Raw genomic sequence first — 23,995 nt, forward strand, 5'->3', positions numbered from 1 at the left:
CGGTGGCGGTGTGCCGCGAGAGACGTTGACCAAGGAGCAGGTTCTGCGGGCTGCTGTGGAGGTGCTCGATGCCGAGGGAGTGGCCGGGCTCAACGTGCGACGGCTCGGTGCCCAGCTGGGCGTGGCATCGACGGCCATGTACTACTACGTGAAGAACAAGAACGAGCTGATCACCTTGGCCGCGGACCTGGTGTGGCACGAGATCGAGATGCCGGACCCCGCGACCACCGATTGGCGGTCGGCGGCAGCGACATTGGCCCGGGAGGTGCACGAGATGATCGGCCGCCATTTCTGGCTGCTGGCGGCCATGAGCACCCATGTGATCTACGGGCCGGGCAAGGCGCGTTTCGACGAATGCGGTTTGGAGGTATTCGAGGGCGCGGGCTTCGCCGGGGCCGACGCGGACCGCGCCGCAGCGACCCTGCTGATGTTCGTCATCGGCGCGGCGCAGGGCTCGGCCGCCGAGCGGGCGTGGCAGGCGCGGCTGCGCCACGATGGCGGTGATGCGGGCTCGCACCGACCCGATGCCCTCACCTATGTCACCGAAGCCGCCGCGCAGTTCCCCCGGCTACGGGCCCGTCTCGACTCGTTGGCACTGGACGCGGTCGAAACCTCGCCCGGTAGCACAGATTTCGAATTCGGCCTGCGCACCGTGCTCGATGGACTGCAAGCCCGGCTGACCGCCGCTCAGGAGAAGTAATCGGCAGCGGCGGGCAGTGTGAGCACGCCGATCACGATCAGTGAACCCGCGGTCGCGAGCAGCCATCGCAGCACCGTCGCCGGTCGATACCAGGACGGCAACGCATCGGCCGCGGCCCGCAGCGCAACACGAATATCGAGGCCACGCACTCGCGGATCGTCGAGTCGGGCGAACGCCGACGCGGTCATCGGGATGGCGAACACCTGAATGGTGGTCACGTAGCCGACACCGAGGAACACCAGCGGCTGCACCACCCAGGTCGATACCCGCCCGATCTCGCTACCGGACAGATTCAGCGCAGCCAGCACCGTGAGCACCGCGGCGATCGCGTAGCCCACCGCGAACCCCCACCGGCCTTCTTCCAACCGGACCCAGTGCTCGCCGAGCACCTCTGGGTCCACCCCCTGCCGCACCGCCTCCGCGTCCACGGCCCGCTGCGCGCGAGGCCCAGCGGTCCGGTAGGCGACAAGCATGACCACGAACATCCCGGCCAACAGCAACTGCAACAGGCCGGCGACAGCCACGGGGATCGGCACAGCATCTCCTCACATATTTGAACTAAGATAAAATCCACCCTAACTGTGGTTTTAACTTTGTTCAAGACAAGCGTGCGCCCTGCCGGGCAACCAGGGACATCGACCTCGATCGCGCCGAAGAGGGCGGCTGTGTGCTGTATCAGCCGGGCCTGTCGGCAGGTCCCATCACTTCCGCAACGAGACCGAGGGTGCGGAGGTCGGCGCGTCGACCGGCTGCGGAGGTTGTTTCGACCCGCGATCACGCCAGATGAGTTTCAGCAGTGCGGGGGTGAGGAGCATGCGGATCACGGTGGCGTCGAGGAGGAGGGCCGCGATCATGCCGTAGGCGATGTATTTCATCAGCACGAGGTCCGAGAAGCCGAACGCGCCGGTGACGACGATGAGGATCGCGGCCGCCGAGGTGATCACACCGCCGGTGTGGGCGATGCCGTAGCGGATGGCCTCGGGTGGGTCGGCGCCGTCGGCGCGCGCCTCCGACATCCGCGACAGTAGGAACACCTCGTAGTCGGTGGACAGACCGAACACGACGGTCACGATGAGCACCAGCACCGCGAACATCAGCGGGCCCGGAGTGAAATCGAACAGGTCCGCGCCGTGGCCCTCGACGAAGATCCAGGTGAGGATGCCGAGGGTGGCGCCGAGGCTCAGCGCCGACATGGCGACCGCCTTGATCGCCAGCACCATCGACCGGAACGCCAGATACATCAGCGTGAGCGCCGTGGCGATCAGGATCGCCACCAGCAGCGGCAGACCATCGATGAGACCATTGATGCTGTCGCGTTCGAGCGCGGGCACACCGGCCACCATCACCTGCACACCCGGTGGTTCCTCGATGGCGCGTAAGGCGGCGATGGCGGTGTCGGCGCTGCGCTCGTCGACCAGGCCCGCATTGAGGACGTTGATACCGTCCTCGGTGGGTGCGGCCGGTTCGAACGGCCCGGTCAAACCCGGAGTGTGGTTGGCCTGGAAGCGGATATCGCTGAGCTGCTGCGGATTCGCGCCGACCACCACCAGTTTCAGCGGTTCGGTGCGGAACCCGGAGAACATCTCGTCGAACTGTTCCTGCGCGACCCGGGCCGGATTGTCCGCGGCGAGATAGCGTTCGCTCAAACCACCGAATTCGATATGGCGGAACGGCACGATCAATGCCAGCAGAGCGAGCACGATCGGCACGATCACCAGCCAGGGGCGTTTCATCGCGAGGACCGCGAGCCGGGAGAAGAACCCGGCGTCGACCTCGGCGTCGGTCTTGGTTTTCGCGAACCGGTGCCAGCCCCACAGATCGATGCGGTGCCCGACGATCGACAGCACCGCGGGCAGCGCCGTCACCGACAGCACCGCCGCCAGCAGCACCGAACTGATGCCGCCGTAGGGCACCGAGCGCAGCACCCCGTTCGGGTAGATGAGCAGCGCACCGAGGCTGACCGCGATGATCGCCGCGGAGAACAGCACCGTACGCCCCGCGGTGGCGACGGTACGGGCCACCGCGTCCTCGACGCTGCGCCCGGCGGCCAGTTCCTCCCGGAACCTGGTGACGGTGAACAGCCCGTAATCGATCGCCAACCCGAGGCTGACCAGTGTCACCACGGCGCTGGCGAACACATTGACCTCGATATGGTCGGTGAGCAGGCGCATGATGCCCTGGGTGCCGAGGATCGTCATCCCGCCGATCAACACCGGGAGCAGTGCAGCGACGATACCGCCGAACACGAAATACAGCAGGATCGCCACCAGCGGCAGCGCGATCAGTTCGGCGCGATGGATATCGTCCTGCATTCCGGTATTGATGCCTTCGACCACCGGTTGCAGCCCCGCCAATTGCACGGTGGTGCCACCGGGACCGCCGCCGGGAACGCCCGCACGCAGATCGGATTTGATGGCGGTGTAGTTGTCGACGGTGGCGGTGCCCTCACCGTGCAAACCGACGCTGGCGAAGGCATGGGTGCGGGTGTCGTCGGCGAAGCCGCTGGTGAAGGCGCTGTCCCAATAGCTGTCGATCTTGAGCACGCGCTCGGGATGTTCGGCCAGTAGCCCCGCGAGCTGCGCGGTGACGGCCTCGCGGACCGCGGGATCGTCGACGGTGCGGCCCTCGGGGGCGGTGTAGACCAGGATCAGATCGCTGTCGGTGTCGCGACCGAAGGTGGCATCGGCCAGTTTCGACGCGGCCACCGATTCGCTGGATTCGTCGAACCAGCCCTCCTGGGTCAACCGGCTCGACAGGTCACGGCCGTAGAAACCCGACAGGGCGACGGCGAGCAGGAAGACGGCGAAGACGAGGTAGCGGTGCCGGTGGACGAAACGCCCCCACCGTTGCGGGCCCGTGGCGATCATGGGTATCGGTGACGTTCTCGCTGCCTGGTCAACCGCAGGCCGGTGTGCGGTAATCGGCGGAACGCAGGATGCCGCACAGGTCGGTGCGCGAGATCTTCCACACGCCGTCGACGTACACGAAATGCACCACGGTGGTACGGATCTGGGTGCCGCTGCCGTCCTTGTCCAACCGCATGGTCGCGGCCAGGGTGCCGTCGTGGTTGTCGAACACCGGGTCGGTGACGCCGTAGACGGCGCGCGGATTGTCCTGTAAGGCCCGGTACATGTCCGGGATGGCGTCGCGGAAGGCCTCACCGTCCTCGATGAGGGCGGTGCGTTCGCTGTCGGGCAGCGACGGGTCGAGCGCCCGTTTGATCTGGGCGTCGAGTTCGGCGGCGGTCGGCAGGACCCGCGCCGCGATCGAGGACGAGGTGGCCGCCGCCGAGGACGACAGCGCCGCGTTCGCCGAGGCACGGGCCGCGGCGACGGCATCGTCGTCGACTCCCGAACCACAGGCCGAGGTAACGGCCACCGCGGCCAGCGCCGCGGCCGCCAGTGCGGCGCGGACGGGACGGCCGGCGCGGGAGAAGTGTGTGTAACGCATCACTACCTACATACCATCGATCACGGAGCTTATTCGGCCCAGCAGCGCGCGGACCGTGGTGATATCGCGGTCGGCGACGGTCGCCACCGCCTCGGGCACCAGGTCACGCACCAGGGCGACGACACTGCGTTCGTCGTCGAGGTCGATATCGGTGACCCTGACCTCGGCGACCGCGACGACATCCTCGGGTGCGGGCACGTCGGTATCGAGGTCGGGCCGGTAGATCTCGAGGCGCAGGGTGGAACGGACGGTGCGGAACGCGAACGGACGGCCGTCGTCGGTCGTCCCGAAGCCATGAGCAAACGAACCAATCGTTAAGTCGTCGATCGAAAATCCCGAGGGATGTTCTGATTTCAACCGGAACTCCTGACATCGGACGTTGTGCGGACTCAACCGTAACTCCCCATCACAAATATCCGTTCGACGCGTGCACAAACCCCCTCCCGCGTGGTCACAGCACCGACGTGGTCAGATTGTGAGGTTCGCGGTTGTGTCATCGGTAGAAGGAGTTCGTGGATGCGCCCACGTGGCTCGGTCCCCGCAATACTGGCAGGTGTGACGGTATGCGCGCTGCTGGCGGGCTGTTCCTCCGACACCGATCCGGACCGGGTGCCCACCCGTGATCCTGCCACCGCCGCGGTCGCGCCCGAACAGAGCGCCACCCCCGCCGGGACGGTCCTGCCGCTGGCCCAGCCGGTCGGCGCACTGCTCAGTGAGGCGAAGACCGGCCGCCTCGCCGCCCTCGACGCGCGCGGCGACACCGCCGCCCTCTATCTGATCGATCCCGCGAATCCCGCGCCGGAGGCGGGTACGACGGTCACCTTGCCCGCACCGGGTGCCACCGTCGCTCAGGGCGCGCCGGGCGAAGTGCTGATCCCGTCCACCGACCGGGTGGTGCGCGTCGACGTCACCACCGGCGCCCACACCGAGATCCCGATCGACGGTGACGCACGGTCGGTCCGGTTGGGCGCCGACGGCGGATTGATCGTCGGCACCGCCGACGGCCGGGTGCTCTGGCTCGACGCGCAGGGCCGGATGAGTGACAGCGTGGACGGGCTGATCTCCGCGGATGCGCTGGCCGTCGCCGATGGCCGGGTGGCGGTGCTGGACCGGCATCAGACCTCGATCACCGAGATCGACCCCGCCGAAGACCACCTCGGTCTGGCGCTGCGCACCGGTGACGGCGCCACCAACATGATCGGCGACCGGTTCGGCCGCATCGTCGTCACCGACACCGCGGGCGGGGAGCTGCTGGTCTACACGACCGCGCCGCTCGTATTGCATCAGCGTTTCCCGGTAAGATCATCGCCTTACGCGCTCGCCTACGACCAACGGTCGGACACGGTGTGGGTGACGTGTACGCAGAGCAACGAAGTCGTCGGTTTCGATCTGTCGACGGGTATACCGGAGGAAGTGGGCCGCTACCCCACCGTCGGGCAACCGAACTCGGTGACCGTCGATGAGCGCAGCGGCGATCTGTTCGTCGGGTCCGCGACCGGTGACGGTCTGCAACGGATTCGCGCGGACGAGCGGAAGAGAGGGCAGTGATGGCAGCGAGTCGGCGCGCGGCGCTACCGGTCGGCTGGGAAACCAGCACCGATGACTACGAGTACGTGCCGCTGCGGCTGCCACCGGAGGTGACACGGGTGACGGCATCGATGCGCCTGGCCATTCAGGCCGAGTACGGCGGATGGGAACTATCGCGGGTGCGCGCCTACACCGATGGCAGCCGCCGGGTGCTGCTTCGCCGCCGCCGCACCCCGCTGAGCAGCCCGGTGACCGCCGAGCCGGGGATGTGAGTTCGATGCTGTACCGATTATTGCTGCGGTTGATGTTCCTGGTTCCGCCCGAGCGTATTCATCATCTCGTCTTCGCCGCCCTGCGTGCGGCCACCGCCTTCCCCCCATCGCGCGCCCTGCTGAACCGGCTGCTGGTGAGCGACGACCCGATTCTGCGCAGCACCGTATTCGGTGTCGAGTTCCCCGCGCCGCTGGGTCTGGCCGCCGGTTTCGACAAGAACGCCACCGGCGCCGACGCCTGGGGCGCGATGGGTTTCGGATTCGCCGAGATCGGCACCGTCACCGCACAGGCCCAGCCCGGCAATCCGGCGCCGCGACTGTTCCGGCTGCCCGCCGACCGCGCGCTGATCAACCGGATGGGTTTCAACAACGAGGGCGCGGCCGCGGCCGCGGCGCGACTGCATGCGCGTCGTCGCCCGACGGTGCCGATCGGCGCCAATATCGGCAAGACCAAGGTCGTCGAACCCGAGCACGCCGCCGACGATTACGCCACCAGCGCGCGACTGCTGGGTCCGCTCGCCGATTTCGTGGTGGTCAACGTCAGCTCCCCCAATACCCCAGGGCTGCGGGATCTCCAGGCGGTGGAATCGCTGCGCCCGCTGCTGCGCGCGGTGCTCGACACCGTCGAGGTGCCGGTGCTGGTGAAGATCGCACCGGATCTGTCCGACGAGGACATCGACGCGGTCGCCGATCTCGCGGTGGAACTGGGGCTGGCCGGGATCGTGGCCACCAACACCACGATCGGTCGCACGGGCCTGGCCAGCGATGCCGCGCGGGTCGCGGAGGTCGGTGCGGGTGGACTGTCGGGTCCCCCGGTCGCGGATCGGTCGCTGGAGGTGCTGCGCCGGTTGTATGCGCGCGTCGGTGACCGGCTGGTGCTGGTGTCGGTGGGCGGTATCGAATCCGTCGATCAGGCATGGGAACGCATACGCGCCGGAGCGAGCCTGTTGCAGGGCTACACCGGCTTCATCTACGGCGGTCTGCTGTGGACCCGCCGCATCCATCGCGGTCTCGCACAGAAGCTGCGCGACAACGGGTATGCGAGTCTGGCCGAGGCCGTCGGTTCCGGACACGCCGCGCGCACCTGAATCCGGGGCACGCGGCGCAGTTCAGCTGAGCACGCACGGTGGGCCGCCCGCGAACCGGAAATCCTCGTCCAGGTCCGCGGGCACCGTCGCGCCCTCGAGCAGCCGGGCGCTGAGCCGCTTGTAGAGCAGCACCACGGCATGTTCCCAGAGCAGCCCGAGCATGCCGGCGCAGTTCGCGCCGCGGGCCAGGGCGCCCTGGTCGTACACCAGGGCCGGATCGCTGACGATCTCGTCGAGTTCCATACCGGCGCGGGCCTGTTCGACGGTCAGACGCCGATCCGGTAACCAGCTCAGCCGCCACGACACGGTGGTGTGGCCGGGCACGCGATGGGCGGTCTCGGGGGTGATATCGCTGGTCATCGACCAGTCGGTGGAATAGATGGTCACAGCTGCCTCCTGACGTACTCCGGCACCGAGACCGGGCCGGGCCCGTGCCCGGCGCGGCGTCGCTGCCGTCGTATGGAGCGGGATGGATGTGGGCGTTCACACCGAGGGTGTGGATGCGTCCGGGTCCGTCCCGACGCGGCCGGCGGGCTGTGTATGCCTGCGGCGGCGGCTGCGGTTCATCAGCGTCGTTGTCATCACCAGGGCCTCCCGTCCGTCTGGTGCGGCGCTATCTCACCACCCAGTGTGTCATTTGCCGGGAGTGGCGGTCAATTGCCGTTGCGATATGGTAATTGCCGGAAGTGCTGGTCGTTAAACCTCGTTCACGACCGGGAAATGCCGAAAGGGTGGGTCGCCATGGTCCAGCAGGACTCGGGCATGGTCGCCGTGCGCAATATCCTCACTCGTCTGTGCAAGCGGTCCGGGTTGAGCCCGGAACGGTTGCGCACCACCGAGATCGACGTGGGTCCGCTCCTGGATCTGCCCGCGGTGCGCCGCCACGCCCGCCGCGCCGGACTCACTCCCGAACATGCGGTGCTACCGGTGGTCCGCGATCTCGCGCGGCATCTGCCCGCCACGCATCGCCTCATCACCGATGCCGAATTGTCACTCGGACTGTTACGCGACCCGACTCCTGAGGGCGTGGATCCGGGCCTGCTCTACGCCCAGGATCTCGGCGAACGCCGCGAGTACCTCACCCAGCAGTGGCGGCTGCTGCACGAGATCGCGGGCGCCGAGCACATCCCGCCCGCCCCGACGGTCCGGTCGTTGCGCGCCAGCCCGGAGCGGCGCGCGTTCAGCGCACTGGCCGAACTGCTGACCACCGGCCCGGTATTCGGCACCGCGGTCGAACATCGCCCCGAACCCGTACCGGCCACGGGCGAAATCAAGCCCGCGCCCGGTGTGCTGACGGTGATCGGTGACGCCGTCATCGACCACATCTACCGCGTCGATCGCGTCCCCGCCGCGGGCACCTCCACACGCGGCACCTTCGAAGAGCACCCCGGCGGCAAGGGGCTCAACCGTGCGGTGGCCGCGGCCCGCCTCGGCTTGGATGTGCGGCTGGTGGCCGCGGTCGGCGACGATGAGGCGGGCCGCCGGATCCTGGATTATCTGCGGGAGGAGAACATCGACACCGAGTTGGTGACCGTCGTCCGTGACGCCGCCACCCCGGTGACCTCGGTGATGATCACCGCGACGGGTGTGGCGGCCAGTATCGGCTGCAAGGACGACCGTATCCGGCTCGGCGAACGCGAACTCACCGGCAGCGCCCTGCATGCCGCGCTCGCGGCCTCGGATGCGGTGCTGTTGACCTTCGAGCAGCCGCTGCCGGTGATCGAGCAGGTGATGGCGCGGGTGCGGCGGATGCGGCCGCGGCCACTGCTGATGGTGCATCCGGCACCGCCGGTGGACGCGCCACAGCATCTGTATCAGCACCTGGGGGCCGTCGACTATCTGATGGGCGCCACCTGGGAGCTGGATGCCATGGTGCCCGAGGTGAAGGCCACCTCCGGTGATCACATCGCCAGGCATCTGCGCGCCCTCGGCGTCCGAACCGTGTGCGTCATCGATGATTTCGCGTGCACGGTGCGGTCGGAGGAGGTGGATCTCGACGTCGGCCGCTTCCCCGCCGCGCTCAGTGATTCACCGGGTGCCCGTGCCGCGTTCGCGGGGGCTCTGGCGTATAGGCTCCTGTCGGCGCGTCGACCCGCACAGGAACAGGACTATGTGTGGGCGACCGCTGCGATGGTGGCGACCCAGTCCTTCGGCGACATTCCGGGCGCCATGCCGCTGGCAGGCGAGATCGACCGACTCGTCCGGCTCGGGCCGGACGAGCGCTGACCACAACCACAGCAGGATCGGTGCGGCCGCGCTCGCGCTGCACGCACCGAACCGGCGGGGCGCATACGCCCCGTACGACACAGGAGGCGCGTTGACCACAGTTGCGGTACCGACCGGCGACACCGGTCACCGGTTCACCCGCGGCGGGCGCGACATCAGGGTTCGGGTACAGGAAGTGGCGGGCGGCGCCGAGGACGGGCATGTGCTCGTCTTCGGTGAACCCGATGACGGCTGCCTGGTCCGGGTCCATTCGCGCTGCCTCTACGGCGAGGCACTCGGTTCCCAGGATTGCGACTGCGGCCCCGAACTCGCCAAGGCGCTCGACGACATCCAGAGCGAGGGCTCGGGCGTGCTGATCTACCTCGAGCAGGAGGGCCGCGGCTGCGGCCTGATCGCCAAGGCACACGGCTACCGGGAAAGTGAACGCTCCGGCGCCGACACCTTCACCAGCTATGAGCGCCTCGGCCTGCCCGCCGACGCCCGCACCTACACCCACGCCGCGACGAGCCTGCTCGAACTGGGACTGGGCCGGGTGCGGCTGCTCACCAACAACCCCGACAAGGTCACCGCCCTGCGCGAGGCCGGGATCGAGGTCACCGCCGTCCCACTGGCCACCGCACCACTGAGCGAGCGGGCGGCGCAATATCTCGAGGCCAAACGGCAACGGCGCGGGCACTGGATCCCCGTCGACACCGCGGTATGGGCGTCGAACCCGGCGCTGCTCGGCGAGCCCGAACCGCAGCCCCAGGGCCACCACTGATCCGACTCCGACACCCACCAGATCGCCTCGATGCCGCTGCGGCCGTGGTCACCGCGGCCGCAGCGGCATCGGCGGGTGCCGTAACCCACATCACAAATGTCCGATTCCGGCTACGATGAGTGAGCCGCGTCACTCGGTGCCGCGCTATCGGTGAGCCGGTCCGACGACATCGGATGTCGTGACCGCTGCCGATGCGCCGAACGCCGGGGCGCCACATGCAGCGACATCGGGAACGGAACATGACCACAACAGACATCGGCTACGCGCACCCCTCAGGCGTCACCGTCTACACGGTGCCACAGGCCTTCCAGCAGACCATCACCCTGCGTCCCGACCAGATCGCACTGCGCACCGTCGGCGGCACCCAGGAGATCACCTGGCGCGAATACGGCGAACGGGTGCGCGCGCTCGCCGCCGGGTTGGCGGCGCTCGGCGTCGGCCACGGCGACACGGTGGGCATCATGCTCACCAACCGACCCGAGTTCAATCTGATCGATACGGCGGCACTGCATCTGGGCGCCACCCCGTTCTCCATCTACAACACCAGCTCCGCCGAACAGATCACCCACCTGTTCACCAACGCCGCCAACAAGGTGGTCGTCACCGAACAGAAGTTCCTCGACGTCATCACCGGTTCCGGGGTGCCGATCGAGCATCTGATCGTCGTCGACGGCCCGGTCACCGGGGCCCTCACCCTCGACGACGTCGAATCAACGCCCGCCGCCGATTTCGATTTCGACGCCGCCTGGCAGGCCGTGCAGCCCGACGATCTGGCCACCCTCATCTACACCTCCGGCACCACCGGCCCACCGAAAGGTGTGGAGATCACCCACCGCAATGTGCTGGCCCAGGTGATCGCCCTGGTCAACGGCCCGCTCACGGTGGGGATCGACGACCGGATCGTGTCGTATCTGCCCGCCGCACATGTCGCCGACCGCATTTCCGCGCATGCGATGAACCTGCTCACCGGCATCCAACAGACCACCGTGCCCGATCCGCGCGAGGTGGCCGCCGCACTGCCCGATGCTCGACCCACCGTGTTCTTCGGCGTGCCACGGGTATGGCAGAAGATCAAGGCGGGTATCGAAGCCAAGCTCGCCACCGAGTCCGGGGTGAAGAAATCCTTGGCGATATGGGCCATTGATACCGGTATCGCCGCCGCCCGCGCCGACCTGGCGGGTCACGGGCGCAGTGTGCTGCTGCGTATCCAGCATCCGATCGCCGACACCCTGGTGCTGTCGAAACTGCGTGCCGCCCTCGGCCTGGATCAATTGAAGGTCGCGTCCTCGGGCGCGGCACCGATTCCGGCGGAAACCCTCGAATACTTCCTCGGCCTCGGATTCACCGTCTCGGAGGTGTGGGGCATGTCCGAGACCACCGGTGTCGGCACCTACACCGAACTCGACAAGCCACGTCCGGGCACCGTCGGGCGTCCGGTGGACGGGCTGGAGCTGCGGTTGGACGCCGACGGCGAAGTGCTGGTGCGCGGACCCATCGTCACCCCCGGCTACCGCAATATGCCCGATAAGACCGCCGAGGCCTTCGACGACGACGGCTGGCTGCGCACCGGCGATGTCGGCACGCTCGACGCCGACGGCTACCTGCGCATCGTCGACCGCAAGAAGGAACTCATCATCAACGAGGCGGGCAAGAACATCGCCCCCAGCAATATCGAGAACTCGGTCAAGGCGGTGTCGTCGCTGGTCGGGCAGGTCGTGGCCATCGGCGACGCCAAACCCTATATTTCGGCGCTCATCGTCCTCGATCCCGATATCGCCGCCGTACGCGCCAAGGAACTCGACGCCACCGACACCGATATCGCCGGACTGGCGCGGCGCCGCGAGATCCTCGACGAGGTGCTGGCCGCGGTGCAGGCGGGCAACAAGAAGCTCTCCCGCGTCGAACAGATCAAACGTTTCACCGTGCTCGGCACGGTGTGGGAGCCCGGCGGTGATGAACTCACCCCGAAGATGTCGCTGAAACGTCAGCCGATCGCGGCGAAATACGCCGACGAGATCGCCGCCCTCTACACCGAACCCGCCGCCGATACGGTCATCAACGTGAAGTAGACCCCGGACGGGGTCGATTCACCGGGTTCTACTGCGGAACTCGGCGGTTTGCTCGTTGGCACTCAGCAGGCGGGGCCGCTGTCGGTGAGTGCTTGCGCGACGGTGAGACTGTCTTCGTAGACGTGGTAACGGGTGATCACACCATCTTCGACAGTGAGGCGCAATGCACAGCGGGCGCTGCACTCCCTGCCGGTGGCCCGCACCGTCTGGCGGATATCGCCGAGTACCACGGCATCCGGGCCGTCGACCAGGATCGTGGGAGTTGTCCCGCCACTCTTCTGGGGGATGTGGAAGTCGTTCAGCGCCCGGAAGTGGTCGGCGACGTCTGTGCGAGTCGATCGCTGTCGGATCCAGGGCACGGCGGGATGTCCGGCGGCGGGCCAGTCGAGCTGCCAGTCAACTGTATCGGCGAACAGGTACTCGGCGGTTACCGGACCCGGCTGACCGGTCTCACCACGGCCGAGGCCGAGGCGCTTTTCCTGGCCGGGCTGCCGACGGCCGCCGCCCAACTGGGCCTGACCGCCGCAGTGACCACCGCGCAGCTCAAACTCGAGGCCGCGTTGCCCGCCGACCTGCGCGAGCGTGTCAGCCGCATTGCCGATCGGTTCCACCTCGACTCCCCACCCTGGTACGGCGACACCGAGCACGTACCCCATCTGGCGTCGATCGCGGACGCCACCTGGAACCAGCACGCCGTGCGGATCCGCTATCTGCGCTGGGCAGAGCCTCATGAGATCACCCGAACCGTCGAGCCGCACGGCCTGGTTCTCAAGGCTGGTTACTGGTACCTCGTGGCTCGCAACCAGGGACAGCTGCGTACCTACCGGATATCGCGCATCCTCGACGTGGATGTTCTCCCCCAACCGTTCGACCGCTGCGAAGGCTTCGACCTGGGCGCCCACTGGAACAGCTACCTCAATCATTTCGACCAGCGCCGCCACAGGGACACAGCAATCCTCCGGCTTTCTCGCCGCGGCATCGACCGACTGCCCAGCCTGCTGGAGCCGGCCATGGTAGTCGCTGCCCAGCGAACAGCGGTCGGACCGAACCCAGCAGGCTGGACCGAGGTCGTGGTTCCTATCGAGTCGGTCGAAGCGGCCGTACCCGAACTCCTCAAATTCGGCGCCGATGTCGAAATCATCGCACCCGACAACCTCCGAAAGGAACTCATCCAAACCCTGCAAGCGATGAACCGTCTCTATAACCCCGGCGCAGCCCTTACCCACTGACCAGCAGCTACGCCATATCCGCCCGAAATTCGGCCGATACTACGGCGACCCTCGGACCTGCCGACAGCGCTGTGGCCCTGAGCGAGTACGCCCAGGGCCACAGCCGTATCGATGGTCAGCGCTGCTCGTAGGTCGCCACCAGGGTGGCGCGCGCCAGGGTGTGCGAGAACAGGTTGAACCCGAGGAATGCGGGGCTCGCGTCGGCCGGGATGCCGAGCGATTCGACGTCCACGGCGTGCACGACGACGAAGTAGCGGTGCGGTCCATGCCCCGCCGGTGGTGCGGCGCCCACGAATCCGGCGAATCCGCCGTCGTTGCGCAGCTGCACCGCACCCGCGGGCAGTTGCCCGCCTTCACTGCCCGCACCGGCGGGCAGCGCGGTCACCGATGCCGGGATGTCGGCGACGGCCCAATGCCAGAACCCGGACGCGGTCGGCGCATCGGGATCGAACACGGTCACCGCGAAACTCTTGGTCTCGGCCGGGAAACCCGACCACGACAGCTGCGGCGACACATCTTTGCCTCCGGCGCCGAACACCCCGCTGACCTGGTCGTTGCTCCATGTCTGACCGTCGGCGACATCGTCGGAGGTCACGGAGAAGGCCGGGACCTGCGGGAGAGCGTCATAGGGGTTGTAGCTCATTGGCTCCTCATCTCGGATCGGTTCAGCTGTGCAACAGGAAGTGTTCCAGCACCCGGGTGCCGAATTCGAGGGCGTCCACCGGGACACGCTCGTCGACACCGTGGAACAGGGCCGCGAAATCCAGTTCCGGCGGCAGCTGCAACGGCGCGAAGCCGAAGCAGCGGATACCCAAGCGGGCGAACGCTTTCGCGTCGGTGCCACCGGAGAGCATGTAGGGCACGGTGCGGCCCTGCGGGTCGTGGGCGAGGATGGCGGCGTTCATGGCGTCGACGAGGTGGCCGTCGAAGGTGGTTTCGTAGGAGTCGAGTTTGGTGATCCATTCCCGTTCCACATCGGGGCCGATCAGCTCGTCGACCTCACGTTCGAATTCGGCCTGCCGGCCGGGCACCACCCGGCAGTCCACCACCGCTTCGGCGATCTGTGGGATCACGTTCGCCTTGTAACCGGCGTCGAGCATCGTCGGGTTGGCGGTATCGCGCAGGGTGGCACCGATGATCCGCGAGATCGACCCCAGTTTGGCGAGGGTGCCCTCGATATCGGGGCCCGACGGATCGAATTCCAGGCCCGACTCCTGCGAGACCGCGGCCAGGAACTCCGCCACCGAATCCGACACCACCAGCGGGAAAGTGTGGGTGCCCAGGCGTGCAACCGCACCCGCGAGAATGGTGACGGCGTTGTCCTCGTGCAGGAACGAGCCGTGTCCGGCGCGGGCCTTGGCGCGCAACCGCATCCAGCCGAGGCCCTTCTCGGCGGTCTCCACCAGATACAGGCGCCGCTCACCGCCGTCGGGGCGCGGCACGGTCAACGAGAAACCGCCCACCTCCCCCACCGCTTCGGTGATGCCGTCGAACAGGTCGGGCCGGTGCTCGACCAGCCAGTGCGAACCCCATTTGCCGCCGTTCTCCTCATCGGCGAGGAACGCGAACACCAGATCGCGCGGCGGCACGGTGCCCTCGATCTTGAACTGGCGCGCCACCGCCAGCATCATCCCCACCATGTCCTTCATATCGACGGCGCCGCGACCCCACACATAGCCGTCGCGGACCGCACCGGAGAACGGGTGCACACTCCAGTCCTCGGCCTGCGCGGGCACCACATCCAGGTGGCCGTGCATCAGCAGCGCCCCGCGGGAGGAGTCGGCGCCCTTCAAGCGGGCGAAGACGTTACCGCGGCCGGGTGCACCGGATTCGACGTATTCGGTGGTGTAGCCGACCTCGTGTAGCTGCGCGGCCACCCATTCGGCGCATTCGCGCTCGCCCTTGGTGGTGGCCAGCTCGCCGGTGTTGGAGGTGTCGAACCGGATCAGCGTGCTGACCAGCTCCACCACCTCCGACACCGCGCGCGAGCGTTGTTCTGAACCCGGTACTCCGCCAGTTGCCGACACGTCCCCTTTCCTACCATCCACGCGCGGTTCGGTCGGTCGCATGGCGCGGACACAGCCGGGAATCCGCTGGTCGAGGCCGCCTGTGAGCGTGGGCGGATTCGAGTCGAGGTGAGCCGAATCCGGCCGCTGCGCGCCGGTGGTCGGTTCCGGTCCGCGTGGCGTCGAGAGCATTCGGTGAGACGGTGGACCTGCCGGATCGCGACACCTCGGCGAATTCCCGTCATCGCGCATCGTTCGCCTCGTACGCTGTCCACACCGGGACCTGGCACCGACGAGAGTGGAGGGCGGGTGAGCGATAGTCGCGCCGAGATCAAGCGGTACGGCAAGCACTACACCCCCGCCGATCTCGCGCGGTTCCTGGCCGAACGCGTCGTCGAGCATCTGGACCCCATCCGTCCCGAGGTGCGGATCCTCGACCCGGCCTGCGGCGACGGTGAACTGCTGCTGGCCGCCCATCGGGCCGTCACCACGCGTCGACCGGACGCACGGGTGATACTCACCGGCTACGACCTCGACCCGCACGCGCTGTGCACGGCCCGCGCGCGGGCCCGATCGCTCGGCATCGAGATCGCACTGCACACCGGCGATTTCCTCGATGCGCGCACCGAACTCGACACCGCCCGCTTCGATGCCGTGATCACCAATCCGCCGTATGTGCGCGTCCAGCAGCTCGGTCAGGTGACCGCACAGCTGCTGGCCACGAGGTTCGGGCTGCGCGGCCGGATCGACCTGACCCATCCTTTCGTGGTGCTGCTGCCCGCACTGCTGGCCACGGACGGGGTGGTCGGGTTGTTGTGTTCGAACCGGTTCCTCACCACCAGAGCGGGCGCCAATGTGCGGGCAGTGTTCCAAAATTCGCTGCAACCGCTCGAACTCTACGATCTCGGCGACACCAAACTCTTCGCCGCCGCCGTGCTGCCCGCTGTCGTGATCGCCCGCAACCGGGCGCCCGACGACGCGTCGCGGTGTGTGTTCACCACCGCCTACGAGGACGCGCACGCCGCCCCGGCGCACACGATCGGCTTGTACGAGGCGTTGACCGCCGGTGGTGACGCCGTCATCGACCACGGTGGCCGCGCGATCGCGATCCGGTCGGGTCGACTGCTGCCGTCGACACAGCCGCGGCGTCCGTGGCGGCAGTCGCACGCTGCCGGGGATGCCTGGTTGCAGCGTGTGCATGCGGGCACCTGGCGCACCTTCGGTGATCTCGCCCGTATCCGGGTCGGTATCAAGACGACCGCGGACCCGGTGTTCATCTCCGATCGTTGGCACGAACGGACACCGCGCCCCGACGAGGCCCTGTTGCGGCCGCTGCTCACCCAGCACGATCTGCTGCCGTGGCGGGTGTCGGCCGCCCCGGCCAGTCGCGTGCTGTACCCGTACGCGCTCGAGCACACCAAACGCACCCTGGTGGATCTGGCCGACTTTCCCGCCACCCGCGCCTACCTGGAGGCACACGCCGACCGGTTGCGCGGGCGCCGCTATGTCGCCGAGGGTGGCCGCGAATGGTATGAGATCTGGGTGCCGCAACAACCGGCCCGGTGGGCGGCGCCCAAGATCGTCTTCCCCGATATCAGCGCCACCGCCCGTTTCGCGCTTGATCGTTCCGGCGCCGTCGTCAACGGCAACTGCTATTGGATCTCGGTGCCCGACCTCGGCGATGAAGCTCTCGCCTATCTGATGCTGGCGGTGGCCAATTCGCGGTTCGGTCTGCGCTTCTACGATGAGGTGTGCGGTAACCGGCTCTACTCAGGGCGGCGCCGTTGGATGACGCAGTACGTCGCCGAATTGCCGCTGCCCGCACCGGATGGTGTCGCCGCCCGCCGGATCGTCGAGGTCGTCACCGATATCCTCGCCACCGACGCCCCGCCGTCCGCGACGCAACTCGCGCTCATCGACGCCTTGGTCGACACCGCCTTCCAACTCTGACGGCTGGTGGAGATCAGGCCCGCGGCGTGGGCGTTGCGCGGCGAAATCACCGTTGCCGCCGCCGATTCGCGGGTCCGTGCATGCGGGCCTCTCGCCGGAGAACAGGCCGCCGTGCCGTCTCACCCAGTGGGAGCATCGACAACCGCGGGACGGCGCCGACGCGGGTGGTGCGATGATGGCGGCGTGACTGCGTGGCTGCCCCTCATCAGTTCGGTCGTTGTCGTCGTTGCGCTCTCGCTCACGATCGTGGCCGCCAACCGTTCTCATCGCCGCGCGATCGCCGCCGCCGACGAGCGCGCGGCCGTGGCGTTGGACGTGGCGCAACGTTCCACCGAAGCCACGCACGGCGCGGCCGCGGGCCGTGATCACGACCGGTGGCGGCGCGAGAAGATCCTCGCCGCGGTCTCCGATATCCTCGCCGTCTCCGAGGAGGTCACCGATCTGCTCGATCGGCGCGCCGAATGGAGCGCCGACACCGTCGACGAGGCCGAGAGCCAGATCCTGCACACCCTCGACCGACTTCCCGTGCTGGTCAACGTCATCCGGCTGCTCGCCGATGACGCCCTGCTCGAAGAATGCGACAAACTCGGCCAGGCCCTGTACTCGGTGACCCGTGCCGCCGCGGCCACGGTGGCACGCGAGCCGATCGCGTTCGACGAACACAAAAAGCAGATCGAGCACTACATCGCCAGCTACCGCGCCATCCAGGCCATCGAATCCGACCTCGTCGCCGCGGCCCGCACCGAACTCGGCGCCGCACTGGTGCGCATCGGCTGAGCGCTCAGGACGCCAGGTGCACGCGCTGCGCGCCGATCCGAGCGATCCGCTCCCGCCCCCACATCCCGAGTGGTTCCAGCGCCGCGTTCAACTGCACGCCGAGTTCGGTGAGTCGGTATTCCACCCGCGGCGGCACTTCCCGGAACACCTCGCGTTCGATGATGGCGTCTTCTTCCAGTTCCCGTAGCTGCTGGATGAGCATCTTCTCCGAGACCCCCGGCAGTCCGCGGCGCAGTTCGCCGAACCGGCGCACACCATTGTTGTGCAGTTCCCACAGGATCAGCGATTTCCACTTGCCGCCGACCACGTCCATCGCCGCATCGATACCGCAGAAGTATGGTCCGGATCTCTTCACACCCATGCCGTGGCCTCTCTACCTGTTCACACACCGAATGGTAAATACCACACAGAATAGTAGGTACTTGTCGATATCGGGGGTGGCGAGCACGGTTGGTTCACACCACTGCTGAACCAAGGAGACACCTTCCATGCCGAGCACCACCCCCACCCCGGTCACCATCCTCGGCCTCGGCGCCATGGGCCAGGCACTGGCGGCCACCCTGCGCAAGAACGACATACCGACGACTGTGTGGAACCGCACCCCCGGCAAGGACACCGACCTGATCGCCGCGGGCGCCAACAGCGCCGCCACACCACGCACCGCGATCGAGGCGAGCCCGGTGGTCATTGTCGTGCTACTCGATCACGCCTCCGTGCACACCATCCTCGACCCGGTGGTCGAACAGCTGGCTGGACGGCAAGTGATCAACCTGACCAGCACGACCCCTGAGGAGGCGCGGGAGCTGGCCAGCTGGGCGGCCGGTCATGGCATCGACTATCTGGACGGTGGCATCATGGCGATTCCGGCGATGATCGGGCAGCCGGGAGCCGCGATCCGCTACAGCGGCACGCAACGAGTCCACGACGACAACCGGGCGATGCTCGAGTTGCTGGCGTCGGCCGAGTACTTCGGCGCCGACGCCGGTATCGCCTCGACTTACGACTTCGCCTTGCTGTCGGTCATGTACGGCATGTTCGGTGGATTCCTCAACGGTGTGGCGATGCTGCTCTCGATCGGTGTCTCCGCCCAGGATTTCGGTGTGCGCGCGGCCGCCTGGGCGACCGCGATGGCCGCGGCGATGCCGATGGAGGGCCAGATCATCGATGCGCGCGCCTATTCCGACGGCGGCCAGAACATCTACTTCCTCGAGGCCGCCATCGACGCGATCGTCCGCGCCGGGCACGACGCGAAGGTGTCGCAGGAGTTCCTCACTCCGCTCCAGAACGTGGTCAACCGGCAGATCGCCGACGGACACGGCGAGCTGTCGGTACTGCACACGGTGGAGGCGATCGTCTGAGCGAAGCGGACGTGTGGTCCCGACCTCACAACGGGTGCGGTTAGCGTGTGAGGTGCGGCCGGTGCACCTGCGGCCGGTATCGCCAGGCGATACCGGATGAGACGAGTGCGCATCCGGCCGCGCAGGCAACGACGACGACAAGGAGTCCGCGGGTGGCTGTCCTGGACGCGAAGCTGAGCGACATCTACGACGAGGTGTTGCGCCGCAACCCCGGCGAAACCGAGTTCCACCAGGCCGTGCACGAGGTGCTCGACAGCCTCGGCCCGGTGGTCGCCAAGCACCCGCATTACGCCGACGCGGCGGTGATCCGCCGATTGTGCGAGCCCGAACGCCAGATCATCTTCCGGGTGCCGTGGGTCGACGATTCCGGTGCCGTGCAGATCAACCGCGGATTCCGGGTGGAGTTCAACTCCGCGCTCGGCCCCTACAAGGGCGGGCTGCGTTTCCATCCTTCGGTGTACCTGGGCATCGTCAAATTCCTCGGATTCGAGCAGATCTTCAAGAATTCGCTGACCGGGCTGCCCATCGGTGGCGGTAAGGGCGGTTCGGATTTCGATCCGAAGGGTCGCTCCGAGGGTGAGGTGATGCGTTTCTGTCAGGCGTTCATGACCGAGCTGTACCGCCATCTCGGTGAACACACCGACGTCCCGGCCGGTGACACCGGTGTCGGCGGCCGCGAGATCGGCTACCTGTTCGGGCAGTACAAACGCATCACCAACCGCTACGAGTCCGGTGTGCTCACCGGCAAGGGCCTGACCTGGGGCGGTTCGCAGGTCCGTAAGGAGGCCACCGGGTACGGCGCGGTCTTCTTCGTCAACGAGATCCTCGCCGCGGCGGGCCGGTCGCTGGACGGTCAGCGGGTGGTGGTGTCGGGTTCGGGCAATGTCGCCATCTACGCCATCGAGAAGGTGCACGAACTCGGCGGCACCGTGGTCGCCTGCTCGGATTCGGGCGGCTACGTCATCGACGAGCAGGGCATCGATCTCGAATTGTTGAAGGAGATCAAGGAAGTGCGGCGGGCGCGGATCGCCGACTACGCCGAGACCCGTTCGGGGAGCGCGCGTTTCGTGGCGGGCGGTTCGCTGTGGGAGGTGCCCTGCGATATCGCGCTGCCGTGTGCCACCCAGAACGAACTCGACGGCAACGCGGCGGGCAAACTCGTCGCCAACGGCTGCCATATCGTCGCCGAGGGCGCCAATATGCCGTGCACACCGGAGGCGGTGCGGGTGTTCGGTGAGGCCGGGGTGATCTTCGCTCCCGGTAAGGCCGCCAATGCGGGCGGGGTGGCGACGAGCGCGCTGGAGATGCAGCAGAACGCGTCGCGCGACTCGTGGAGTTTCGAGCACACCGAGGAGCGGCTGGCCGACATCATGCGCGGCATCCACGACCGCTGCCTGGCCACCGCCGACGAATACGGTATGCCCGGCAACTATGTGGCTGGCGCCAATATCGGCGGCTTCATCCAGGTAGCCGACGCGATGCTGGCCCTCGGCGTCATCTGAGGGGTTGTAGGACGAGGTGCCGGACCGATGGCGATGTTGCGCCGGTCCGGCACCTCCCGATGCTTCGATCACCACCGGAGCCCGCCGTCTCATGTGAGAAGGTGGAGTTTCACTCGCGCCTGCGGCGCCGCCGGTGTCGGTGACGAGTGCCGAAGGAATCCGGACGAAGGAGCGGCTCGGTGGAAGCAGCGATCGATGTGGCCGAGCTGGTGGGGTACCGCTATCGGGCCGACGACTACTACGAGGTGGGGCGGGAGAAGATCCGCGAGTACGCGCGAGCGGTGCAGGATTTCCATCCGGCGCATTGGAGCGAGGACGCGGCTCGTGAACTCGGATATGCCGGTCTGATCGCACCGACCACCTTCATCTCCACCGCCGCGATGCTGGCCAACCGCCGGCTGCTCGAGACTGTGATGACCGGCTACGACATGTTCGTGCAGACCGATCAGGTGTTCGAGATGTACAAGCCGGTGGTCACCGGTGACCGGCTGGTCAGCGATGTCGAACTGTCCTCGATGCGCCGTATCGCGGGCAAGGACCTGCTCACCATCACCAACACCTTCACCGACCAGACCGGTGACATCGCGCAGATCATGCACACCACCGTCGTCGGCATCACCGGCGCCGACGTCGACGCCGATATCAGCGACACGATCGAGCGTGTGGTCATGAGCGGGCTCGACACGACCACCCGAACCGCCTCGACCGAGGGCGACGGCCCGCCGCCGCCGGACTCCCAGGCCCGTGTGTCGCCGGTCTCGCGCACCCGCGTCCCACGCACCGCGCTGCGCTTCGACGACATCGCCGCCGGTGCCGAGCTTCCCGCGCGGTCCGCGCGCCTGACCCGCGGCGATCTGGTGAACTACGCCGGGGTCTCGGGGGACGCGAATCCCATCCACTGGCATGCCGATATCGCCGCGCTCGCGGGCCTTCCGGACGTGATCGCCCACGGCATGCTCACGATGGGCCTGGGAGCCGGATTCGTCACCGGATGGCTCGGCGACCCGAGCGCGATGCTCAGATACGCTGTGCGGCTGTCGAACTACACGATCATCGAAGCCGCCGCAGCGGGCACGGTGGAGTTCACCGGCCGCATCAAATCGGTCGATCCCGACACCAGAACGGCCGTCGTCGTCATCACCGCGAAGTCCGCCGGCCGCAAGATCTTCGGCCTCGCCACCGCGCAGGTCCGACTCGCATGACATCGATGACCCTCGCACGTGTGGGCATGTTCTTGTGTGAGATCGGCATGGTTCCGGAGCCGAAGCTGCGCGAGATTCTCGACGATCTCGCCGCCGATGCCGACGACGACGTGGACCACTACGCGGCGGCGTGTGCGCTCGAGACGTTCGGTGTGGCGGTGCGGGTCCACGCCGATGATGCCGAGGACCTGCGCCAGGGTTACGCGAGCCTGCTGGCGCGGGCCGTCGAGGTCGCCGGTGGCGCGGTCACCATCAGCGATGTCCGGCTCGTCGAGGGTGACGACGATATCGAGGAGAGCAGCCTCGATCGTCTGGAGTTCGAACGAAACGGTGTGCTCGTCTCCATCGACGCCGAGCACTACTCCGACCACTACTACGATCACGCCGCGGCCTGCGAAGCCATCGCCAGCACCGCCGCCGACGACGACCCCCGCGCATGGCGCGTCATCGGCTTCGACCGCACCCCCGGACGCGGCTACGACAGCATCATGGCCCTCGCCACCGCCGAGCAAGCACGAGCACTACAGGAGCAGCTCGGTGTCACCGTGAGCTGAGTCGGCACGGGGCCGGGACGGGTTGTGGCAGCGCGGCTATTGCTGCTCGATTCGGCCTGCATCCGCGGCGCTGATATGCAATGTTGTTACCACACAACGGCATTCGGGGACGTTCACGGTCGCCGAGCAAGCACCGGGCAAGGGGGTCCGGCGCGAATATGACCGTTCGGGTGCGGCGGCGCGGGCGTTGACCACCGCGCAGGCGTCGGTGTCGAGTGAGGCGGTCATCGATGCGGGCATCGCGTCGGTCCCGGCGGGCACCCGCCACTGTGTGCTGATCACGGCACTGTCGGTGGACCGGTTCGATGTGGTGGTCACCGAGACGCGGCCGGGGCCCACCGTGCGCACCTATCGTCAGTTCGTCACCGTGGCCGCGGGTCCCGAGGGTGTCGAGATCACCGCGATCGGGCCGCCGAGCTGACCGGCCCGCACCCCTCCGTACCCTGGGATCATGCTCGATCACACCGCCGCACGCGCCGCCGCGGATCGGGTCGCGCGGCTGATCTCGGGGCGCAGGGTCGCGGTGCTGACCGGCGCGGGGTTGTCCACCGACAGCGGAATCCCCGATTACCGCAGCCCCGACGCACCGGCTCGCACGCCGATGACCTTCCAGCAGTTCACCGGCGACGCCACCTTCCGGCATCGCTACTGGGCGCGTAACCATGTGGGCTGGCGACGAATGGATGCCGCACGCCCCAACCCTGGCCATCGCGCTTTGGCCCGGCTGGAGCGCCTCGGTGTGGTCACCGGGCTGATCACCCAGAATGTGGACCTGTTGCACACCAAGGCGGGCCACCGCCGGGTGATCGACCTGCACGGCACCTACGCACAGGTGCGTTGCCTGGGCTGTGGGGCCCTGGTGTCGCGGATGGCGCTGGCCGAGCGGCTCGAGGCGGCCAATCCCGGATTCGCCGAGAACGTCACCGTCACGGGGGTGGAGGTCGCTCCCGACGCCGACGCCGTCATCTCCGATACCAGCAGTTTCCGGATGCTGGGGTGTGTGGGCTGCGGTGGAATCCTCAAACCCGACATCGTGTATTTCGGGGAGAACGTGCCCAAGGACAGGGTGCGCGCGGCCTATGATCTCGTCGACGAGGCCGAGGCGCTGTTGGTGGCCGGGTCCTCGCTGACGGTGATGTCGGGTCTGCGGTTCGTACGTCACGCCGTCAAGACCGGACGACCCGTCGTCATCGTCAATCGTGGCCGCACCCGTGGGCACGACCTCGCCACCCTGACCGTCGACGCGGGCTGCTCCCCCACCCTCACCGCACTCGCCGACCACCTCGCGGCACGCGTTCCCACGGCCTGATCCGCCGGGGCGGGCG

The 23,995-nt window shown here is 67.6% G+C and carries 24 protein-coding genes; 16 read left to right on the forward strand and 8 right to left on the reverse strand.

Translation table 11 applies throughout. From position 1 onward, the window contains the following. Positions 1–10 precede the first annotated feature (10 nt). Positions 11–700 carry a TetR/AcrR family transcriptional regulator gene (locus QH168_RS18320; protein WP_280235917.1) on the forward strand — a complete coding sequence of 230 codons (690 nt, stop codon included), beginning with the start codon at positions 11–13 and terminating at the stop codon, positions 698–700. Here the strand turns inward: QH168_RS18320 and QH168_RS18325 are convergent. From QH168_RS18325 to QH168_RS18340, 4 genes are all read right to left on the reverse strand, one after another. Then, a complete protein-coding gene (locus QH168_RS18325; RefSeq protein ID WP_280235918.1) occupies positions 688–1,236 on the reverse strand; it encodes a hypothetical protein in 549 nt (182 codons plus the stop codon). The genes QH168_RS18320 and QH168_RS18325 overlap by 13 nt on opposite strands. A gap of 165 nt (positions 1,237–1,401) precedes the next feature. Then, positions 1,402–3,567 (reverse strand): MMPL family transporter, encoded by a 2,166-nt coding sequence (locus QH168_RS18330; protein WP_280235919.1) that lies wholly within the window; start codon positions 3,565–3,567, stop codon positions 1,402–1,404. A 28-nt stretch (positions 3,568–3,595) separates the two neighbouring features. Beyond that, positions 3,596–4,150, reverse strand: a complete 555-nt coding sequence (locus tag QH168_RS18335) for a hypothetical protein (protein ID WP_280235920.1) — start codon at positions 4,148–4,150, stop codon at positions 3,596–3,598. A gap of 6 nt (positions 4,151–4,156) precedes the next feature. Beyond that, entirely contained in the window at positions 4,157–4,507 is a 351-nt protein-coding gene (locus QH168_RS18340) for a hypothetical protein (protein ID WP_280235921.1), read from the reverse strand. 159 nt (positions 4,508–4,666) lie between these two features. On the opposite strand from QH168_RS18340, the gene QH168_RS18345 reads away from it, so the two are divergent. From QH168_RS18345 to QH168_RS18355, 3 genes are read left to right on the forward strand one after another with little or no spacing between them, the layout of a single operon-like run. After that, positions 4,667–5,698: a hypothetical protein gene (locus QH168_RS18345; RefSeq protein WP_280235922.1), complete on the forward strand. Its 1,032-nt coding sequence runs from the start codon at positions 4,667–4,669 to the stop codon at positions 5,696–5,698. Beyond that, positions 5,698–5,949, forward strand: coding sequence for a DUF5703 family protein (locus tag QH168_RS18350; protein WP_280235923.1), 252 nt, complete (start codon positions 5,698–5,700; stop codon positions 5,947–5,949). Before QH168_RS18345 ends, QH168_RS18350 begins: the two co-directional genes overlap by 1 nt. Positions 5,950–5,957: 8 nt before the next feature. Then, complete coding sequence (locus QH168_RS18355; protein ID WP_280236096.1) at positions 5,958–7,037, forward strand: quinone-dependent dihydroorotate dehydrogenase; 1,080 nt, start codon at positions 5,958–5,960, stop codon at positions 7,035–7,037. Between the two features lie 21 nt (positions 7,038–7,058). Here QH168_RS18355 and QH168_RS18360 read toward each other — a convergent pair whose 3' ends face one another. Next, complete coding sequence (locus tag QH168_RS18360; protein ID WP_280235924.1) at positions 7,059–7,424, reverse strand: hypothetical protein; 366 nt, start codon at positions 7,422–7,424, stop codon at positions 7,059–7,061. 354 nt (positions 7,425–7,778) lie between these two features. On the opposite strand from QH168_RS18360, the gene QH168_RS18365 reads away from it, so the two are divergent. The 4 genes from QH168_RS18365 (at position 7,779) to QH168_RS18380 (ending at position 13,321) form a co-directional block, all read left to right on the forward strand. After that, positions 7,779–9,263, forward strand: a complete 1,485-nt coding sequence (locus tag QH168_RS18365; RefSeq protein ID WP_280235925.1) for a PfkB family carbohydrate kinase — start codon at positions 7,779–7,781, stop codon at positions 9,261–9,263. Between the two features lie 91 nt (positions 9,264–9,354). Continuing rightward, positions 9,355–10,023: a GTP cyclohydrolase II gene (locus tag QH168_RS18370; RefSeq protein WP_280235926.1), complete on the forward strand. Its 669-nt coding sequence runs from the start codon at positions 9,355–9,357 to the stop codon at positions 10,021–10,023. Between the two features lie 239 nt (positions 10,024–10,262). Then, entirely contained in the window at positions 10,263–12,092 is a 1,830-nt protein-coding gene (locus QH168_RS18375) for an AMP-dependent synthetase/ligase (protein WP_280235927.1), read from the forward strand. Positions 12,093–12,184: 92 nt separating this feature from the next. Further along, a complete protein-coding gene (locus tag QH168_RS18380; RefSeq protein WP_280235928.1) occupies positions 12,185–13,321 on the forward strand; it encodes a helix-turn-helix transcriptional regulator in 1,137 nt (378 codons plus the stop codon). A 115-nt stretch (positions 13,322–13,436) separates the two neighbouring features. Here QH168_RS18380 and QH168_RS18385 read toward each other — a convergent pair whose 3' ends face one another. Both QH168_RS18385 and QH168_RS18390 read right to left on the reverse strand, forming a co-directional pair. Next, entirely contained in the window at positions 13,437–13,964 is a 528-nt protein-coding gene (locus tag QH168_RS18385) for a YbhB/YbcL family Raf kinase inhibitor-like protein (protein WP_280235929.1), read from the reverse strand. Positions 13,965–13,986: 22 nt separating this feature from the next. Continuing rightward, positions 13,987–15,348, reverse strand: a complete 1,362-nt coding sequence (locus tag QH168_RS18390; protein WP_280235930.1) for a M20/M25/M40 family metallo-hydrolase — start codon at positions 15,346–15,348, stop codon at positions 13,987–13,989. Positions 15,349–15,636: 288 nt separating this feature from the next. Here QH168_RS18390 and QH168_RS18395 point away from each other — a divergent pair, with 288 nt between their 5' ends. Further along, a complete protein-coding gene (locus QH168_RS18395; RefSeq protein WP_280235931.1) occupies positions 15,637–17,277 on the forward strand; it encodes an Eco57I restriction-modification methylase domain-containing protein in 1,641 nt (546 codons plus the stop codon). A 183-nt stretch (positions 17,278–17,460) separates the two neighbouring features. After that, complete coding sequence (locus QH168_RS18400; protein ID WP_280235932.1) at positions 17,461–18,054, forward strand: hypothetical protein; 594 nt, start codon at positions 17,461–17,463, stop codon at positions 18,052–18,054. A 4-nt stretch (positions 18,055–18,058) separates the two neighbouring features. On the opposite strand, the gene QH168_RS18405 is transcribed toward QH168_RS18400, so the two are convergent. Beyond that, positions 18,059–18,415 (reverse strand): winged helix-turn-helix transcriptional regulator, encoded by a 357-nt coding sequence (locus QH168_RS18405; protein ID WP_280235933.1) that lies wholly within the window; start codon positions 18,413–18,415, stop codon positions 18,059–18,061. A 127-nt stretch (positions 18,416–18,542) separates the two neighbouring features. Between QH168_RS18405 and QH168_RS18410 the strand changes: the two genes are divergently transcribed. From QH168_RS18410 to QH168_RS18435, 6 genes are all read left to right on the forward strand, one after another. Then, on the forward strand, positions 18,543–19,412 hold the full coding sequence (locus QH168_RS18410; protein ID WP_280235934.1) for an NAD(P)-dependent oxidoreductase: 870 nt from the start codon (positions 18,543–18,545) through the stop codon (positions 19,410–19,412). Positions 19,413–19,564: 152 nt separating this feature from the next. Further along, complete coding sequence (gene gdhA, locus QH168_RS18415) at positions 19,565–20,914, forward strand: NADP-specific glutamate dehydrogenase (protein ID WP_280235935.1); 1,350 nt, start codon at positions 19,565–19,567, stop codon at positions 20,912–20,914. A gap of 179 nt (positions 20,915–21,093) precedes the next feature. Continuing rightward, positions 21,094–22,116: a fused (3R)-hydroxyacyl-ACP dehydratase subunits HadA/HadB gene (locus QH168_RS18420; RefSeq protein ID WP_280235936.1), complete on the forward strand. Its 1,023-nt coding sequence runs from the start codon at positions 21,094–21,096 to the stop codon at positions 22,114–22,116. A 5-nt stretch (positions 22,117–22,121) separates the two neighbouring features. Continuing rightward, a complete protein-coding gene (locus QH168_RS18425) occupies positions 22,122–22,670 on the forward strand; it encodes a hypothetical protein (protein ID WP_280235937.1) in 549 nt (182 codons plus the stop codon). Between the two features lie 187 nt (positions 22,671–22,857). Further along, on the forward strand, positions 22,858–23,091 hold the full coding sequence (locus QH168_RS18430) for a hypothetical protein (RefSeq protein WP_280235938.1): 234 nt from the start codon (positions 22,858–22,860) through the stop codon (positions 23,089–23,091). A 30-nt stretch (positions 23,092–23,121) separates the two neighbouring features. Beyond that, positions 23,122–23,979, forward strand: coding sequence for an NAD-dependent protein deacetylase (locus tag QH168_RS18435; protein WP_280235939.1), 858 nt, complete (start codon positions 23,122–23,124; stop codon positions 23,977–23,979). Positions 23,980–23,995 lie beyond the last annotated feature (16 nt).

Source organism: Nocardia cyriacigeorgica (genome assembly GCF_029868385.1).
Lineage (GTDB): Bacteria > Actinomycetota > Actinomycetes > Mycobacteriales > Mycobacteriaceae > Nocardia > Nocardia cyriacigeorgica_F.